The organism is Candidatus Cloacimonadota bacterium, assembly GCA_011372345.1.
Classification (GTDB): domain Bacteria; phylum Cloacimonadota; class Cloacimonadia; order Cloacimonadales; family TCS61; genus DRTC01.
Window position 1 is genome coordinate 1 of the sequence record DRTC01000271.1, and the last position, 5,557, is coordinate 5,557.

At 34.9% G+C, this 5,557-nt stretch carries 5 protein-coding genes; all 5 read right to left on the bottom strand.

Features of this window, described 5'->3' with window-relative positions:
* Positions 1-112: 112 nt before the first annotated feature.
* The 5 genes from ENL20_05305 to ENL20_05325 all read right to left on the bottom strand — a co-directional run bounded on the left by ENL20_05305 (position 113) and on the right by ENL20_05325 (position 5,481).
* Entirely contained in the window at positions 113-1,399 is a 1,287-nt protein-coding gene (locus tag ENL20_05305; protein HHE37973.1) for a Ni/Fe hydrogenase subunit alpha, read from the bottom strand.
* Positions 1,399-2,178 carry a hypothetical protein gene (locus ENL20_05310; GenBank protein ID HHE37974.1) on the bottom strand — a complete coding sequence of 260 codons (780 nt, stop codon included), beginning with the start codon at positions 2,176-2,178 and terminating at the stop codon, positions 1,399-1,401. The genes ENL20_05305 and ENL20_05310 overlap by 1 nt, the downstream gene beginning before the upstream one ends.
* Before the next feature lie 8 nt (positions 2,179-2,186).
* Positions 2,187-3,044, bottom strand: a complete 858-nt coding sequence (locus ENL20_05315) for an oxidoreductase (GenBank protein HHE37975.1) — start codon at positions 3,042-3,044, stop codon at positions 2,187-2,189.
* A complete protein-coding gene (locus ENL20_05320; GenBank protein ID HHE37976.1) occupies positions 3,034-4,068 on the bottom strand; it encodes a hypothetical protein in 1,035 nt (344 codons plus the stop codon). The genes ENL20_05315 and ENL20_05320 overlap by 11 nt, the downstream gene beginning before the upstream one ends.
* Positions 4,069-4,143: 75 nt before the next feature.
* Entirely contained in the window at positions 4,144-5,481 is a 1,338-nt protein-coding gene (locus tag ENL20_05325; GenBank protein ID HHE37977.1) for an acetate kinase, read from the bottom strand.
* Between the last annotated feature and the right edge of the window lie 76 nt (positions 5,482-5,557).

Here is a 5,557-nt window from a genome sequence, read left to right on the forward strand (position 1 = left end):
ACAATTTCATCTTTTTTATAATTTCGGAAATGGTTTTCTAATAATCCATTAAATTTGGTCATTCGAATTCATTCATTTTTAATCAAAGAATAAGAGCAAATTCAAGTAGAATTCACCTTTTAACAACATTAACTAAATGAGTAGCACAACTGATACAAGGATCATACGCTCGTACAATTTTTTCCAATTCAAACGCTATCTTATCTTCACTATATCCCTGTTTATTCAAATTCAAAGCAGAATTTCCGATATATTTTTCAATATCATCAAGATTGTATGCAGTTGGGGTGATAATATTTGCTTCAGTTACATAACCTTTATTAAAAGAATAATCATGTACAAGCAGACCTCTTGGAGCTTCTACAGTTCCAACTCCTCTGCCTTTAGTTTTCTTAGGTTTTTCAAATTCAGGATTTGGTAGTTTTAATAAAATATCTACAAGTTTCAAAATTTGTTCCAAACAGTAAATTATCTCAATTGCCTGTGCTAGATTATTGTACAAGGGATTTTTCAACCATCTTTCGTTTTTATACTTGTTGAAATATTCTGCAGCTTTCCCTTTTAATCTGTCTCCGATACAGTTCAATCTTGCTAATGCCCCAACAGTAAATGGTTTATCTTTATATAGCGATCTTTTTGCAAAAGAATGTGGTACAACTCTCTCAACTAAATTTTCTTTATATTTTCGGCAGGAAATTGTAGTTCCATTCGAGAAAATAATCTCATCTCCCCAAAAACCGAATTTATTATTTTCAGGATTACAACATGCAAAAATCGTCTCTTCTTCGAGATGATCTGGAAGTTCTAATTCACCAATAATGTCCATTGCCACTGACATAAAGAGTATAGATTCTTTTGCTTCCTTTTTTATTTCAAGGAGATCATCGTTACTCGGGAATTTACCAAAACCGCCAATAGTTGCATTTTCACCATGAATGAACTTACCATTGATAACCTGCATAATCTTATTCCCAAATTTTTTCAGAGTTAAAGCTTTTATAACAATATCTTTATGTTTATCTGCCATAGCAATTACATTTGGATAGCCAAAGTAATCAGGAAGTGCAAGTGCAAAAATATGTAGTGAATGACTTTCGATTATTTCACCTAAATGCATCAATTCCCGCAGATAATGTGTTTTTTCCTGTTCTTGAAAATTTAGTGCTTTCTCTATTGCTCGAATAGAAGCATTTTTATGGGAAACTGTACATATTGCACAAATTCTGGGAGTGAATGAAACAACTTCTTCGGGTAATTTTCCAATTGCAAGAGCTTCGATTAAACGGGGTCCTTCAAAAATTTTGACTTCGACTTTTTTTAGTTCTTCTCCGTCTAATTCAACATATATTCCACCATCTCCTTCAACCCTTGCTAGATGGTCAACTATAACCTTTTTCATTATTCCACCTCCATCAATTTTTGAATTTTATCGACGATATCACTTCCCCCGAACATTCTGAATCTCCTGATTATATCTTCAGTTTTAAATCCTTTCTCTTTCAATAACTTTAATTCTGAAGTATGATTAGCTTCTTCGATAATTCCCCAGCAACCAATACATGGAGTATTATGAGATGGACAGGGAGCAGTACATCCTCCCATAGTTAATGGTCCCAAACATAATTCCCCTTTGAGTAAAAGACATTCATTTTCTTTCAGTTTACATTCCAAACATACTGGAGAATTAGTATAGGTCGGAAGATTCCCATGAAGCAATTGAGTCAATGCTCTAAGCATTTGAGTTGTACTGGGTGGACAACCTGTAATAAAAGTATCAACTTTTACGAACTTATGGATTGGTTGAGCTTCCCTTGGAATGGCAACAGTAAATTTCGTGTCCCCATATACTCCTTTAAATCTTTTCTCCCATTGTCCGTCACCAAGAGCCATCGCTTGAACACACCCATGATGTGCACAAGAACCAAACGCAACCAGCAATTTTGATTTTTCTCTTATTTCTTTTAATTCTTTTATTTGTTTATCTGTATTTATCGATCCTTCTACTAAAGCAATATCAACCGAAGCATGGTCTTCATTATTGCTCATCGCTTCATAAAACACTTTTATCTCTGCTGCTGCGAATAAATCAAGAAGTTGGTCTTCACAATCGAGAAGAGCAAGCTGACATCCAGCACATCCGGTAAATCCGAAAATTCCTAATGTTGGCTTCTTTTTCATTGTTCCTCCTAAATCAGCTCTCGCATATGAATTACATCCCAATAGGTGAAAACAGGACCATCAATGCATGTATAACGATAATCTATAATACAATGACCACATTTACCAGTTCCACATTTCATTCTTCTTTCAAGATTTAAAAGAATCTTATCTTTTTCTAAATTAAATTTAAGAATTTCAGCAACTACATATTTGTACATTACCGGAGGTCCGCATACACATGCTATCGTGTTTTTGGGATCGATGTTATCAATATATTTAAAAAGATGAGTAACCATTCCTTCTTCGATTTTATCTTCAAAACCATCATTTCCCTTATCGACTGTTAGGTGTAATTCTAACTGATCAGACTCAAGCATTTCCAAGAAATCAGGTTTATAAAGCATATCATCAACATTTTTTGCTCCATATAAATAAATCAACCTACCAAACAATTCGCGGTTATCCATTATATAAAGCAATAATGACCTCAAAGGAGCAGCACCCAATCCACCTGCAACAATGATAATATCTTTTCCTAACATTTTATTTATTGGAAATCCATTACCAAAAGGACCTCGCAGACCAACCTGATCACCATCTTTGAGTTCGAATATTTTATTTGTGATCTTTCCTGTTTTTCTGATGGCAAATTCAAAAATACCTTTTCTAGTTGGTGAGGAAGAAATTGAAAAAGGAGCTTCCCCGGTTCCATAAATAGATAACATCATAAATTGACCGGGATTATAATCAAGATCAAGATGTTTAAACTCTTCTTTGGGAACAGCCTGGAAAAACCTGACATCAGGAGTTAAATCTCTTTTGCTGATAATTCTCATTAAAATTGGTGTATATAATTCAGGTTCTTTTTTATATTCATATTTCATTTTTCCCTCCTTTTTTCAACTGAGCGACTATCTTTGGTACATTTATATCGACAGGACAGGTCACAATGCATCTCCCACAACCAACACAACTTGGTGAACCGAAATGTCCGATAAATGCTTTTAATTTGTGTGTGTACCAGAGTTTTAGCCTTTCTGCTTTAGATTCCCTGAAATTATGTCTTCCAGCAACTAGGGAATAATCTTTAAACTGGCAGGAATCCCAGTATCTTCTCCTGTGACCTTCTTCTTTATTCAATTCCAGATCATCGATAATGTTGAAGCAGGTGCAGGTTGGACAAACCATTGTACATTGACCACAGGACAAACATTTATCTCCTAATTCATCCCAGAAATCTGCTTCATACATTAATTCCATAAGGTCAGTAACTCCTTCCAGATCGACATCATTAGTAAATTTTGATTGTTTCCTTTTCCTGAATTCTACAAATTTTTGAGCAACATCTTTGGGAACATTTTCCTGAAAAATATCAGAACCAAGACGAACGATATCATCTCCGATTTCCGAACCGACCCAGACCAGATAATAATCACCCAAATCAAATAAAAAAAGATCATAACCTTCTTCTACGATGCTGGTATTTGTTTTATGACAGAAACAATGTTCATCGGGAATTCCGGACTTACCTATGATAACCAATTTTTCCCTTCTTTTCATATAATAATTATCAACAAAGTCAGTTGTGTAAAATTTTGTTAAAATGTTTACAGCATGTATTTCACAAGCAGGAACACCAACGACCACAGTAGTTGGAATTTCTTCATTCGGTATGGAATATTTTTGAGGAGTAAAATCTAGGATATTAAAATCCGGTGGCATTAGAAATTTTTTAACAGGTAATATGGTTCTAACGCATTCTTTACGCAAAATAAGATCTTTTTTATCTTCAATTTTTGCATAAACAAAACGAGAACCCTTGGGAACAGGTGACCATACTTCCCCGAATTTGCTTAATACTCCGTAAAGCTTATTCTCGTCCTTTTTAGACAGTTTGAGAGCTCTCATCTTGTTCTCCTTTGATTGATTTTTTTACATAAGTTCTCTAAAGTTTAAGTCTATCTTCGCAAAACTTCTTAATTTTCAGGGAATTTTTGCTACTACTTTTTTTAGTTCAGGATTTTCTTTACATTCTTTCTCAAATTCCACCTCTCGAATTTGATTCCTGTAATTAGCAGATTGGAAGCGATAAACATACCTGCTTTCACTATCCTTCATCTCCTCATATAAAGCAACTACATCTTCGATAAAAACTCTTTCTTCATCAGTTGGGATCACAAATATTCTAACTTTTGAATCTTTTGCAGTGATGTCACATTCAGCATTTCTTGTTTTTGCTAACTCGTTCTTTTTCCGGTCATATTTGATTCCCATGAATTCGAGACCATCCAGGGTTTTAGCTCTGATAATACTGCTCTTCTCTCCAACTCCTGCTGTGAAAACAATGGCATCGACTTTTCCCAGAGCAGCAGCATAAGCACCAAGATATTTTTTCAAACGATAACATTCCATTGAAATTGCCAGTTTTGCTCTATCATTACCATTTTCTGCTGCTTTTTCAACATCATATCTATCCATATAATCACCGGTTATTCCCAAAATCCCTGATTTGTGATTCAGGATCGAATTCATATCTCTGATCGAATGTTTTTCTTTTTCCATCATAAATAGATCAATGGCAGCATCATGATCTCCGGCTCTGGTACCCATGATCAATCCTTCGAGAGGAGTAAAACCCATACTCGTATCATAAGAAGTTCCATATTTTACTGCGTTCAAGGACACTCCATTGCCGATATGACAGATGATCAAATTGCATTTAAAGGGATCTTTTCCCAAAAGAACAGCCGCTCGTCTGGAAACATATAACAGGGAAGTGCCGTGAAATCCGTATTTCCTGATCCCGTATTGCTCATACCATTTATAAGGAAGAGCATACAAATAAATATGTTTGGGGATCGTGTGATGCCAGGCTGTATCAAAAACAGCAACTTGGAGAGCATCAGGAATCATTTTCTGGGCTGCTTCAATTCCCAGTATATTTTCCGGATTATGAAGCGGAGCAAGTTCCGATAATTCTCTGAAACTTTTTAAGACTTCATTATTAATAACAACAGAACCGGTAAACTTTTCACCACCGTGAACAACTCGATGTCCGACTGCTGATATTTTGGAAAGATCGCTAATTACCCCGATATCCGGATCGGCTATCTTATCCATTATTAATTTAACGGCTTCAAAATGATCATGACAAGTACTTGCAATTACCTTTTTATCCTTTCCCTTAACTTCGTAAACGATCTTTGAAAAAGGAAGACCAACCCTTTCCACTATTCCTCTGGCTAAAGTATGTTGTTTGTACCATTCATATAAAATATATTTAACGGAAGAACTCCCGCAATTTAAACAAAGAATATTCATTTTACAACTCCTTTATGTTTACAAATCAGTTATGTAACATTTCCGGCTTTTAAAGACTCCTATGAATACACTTTCT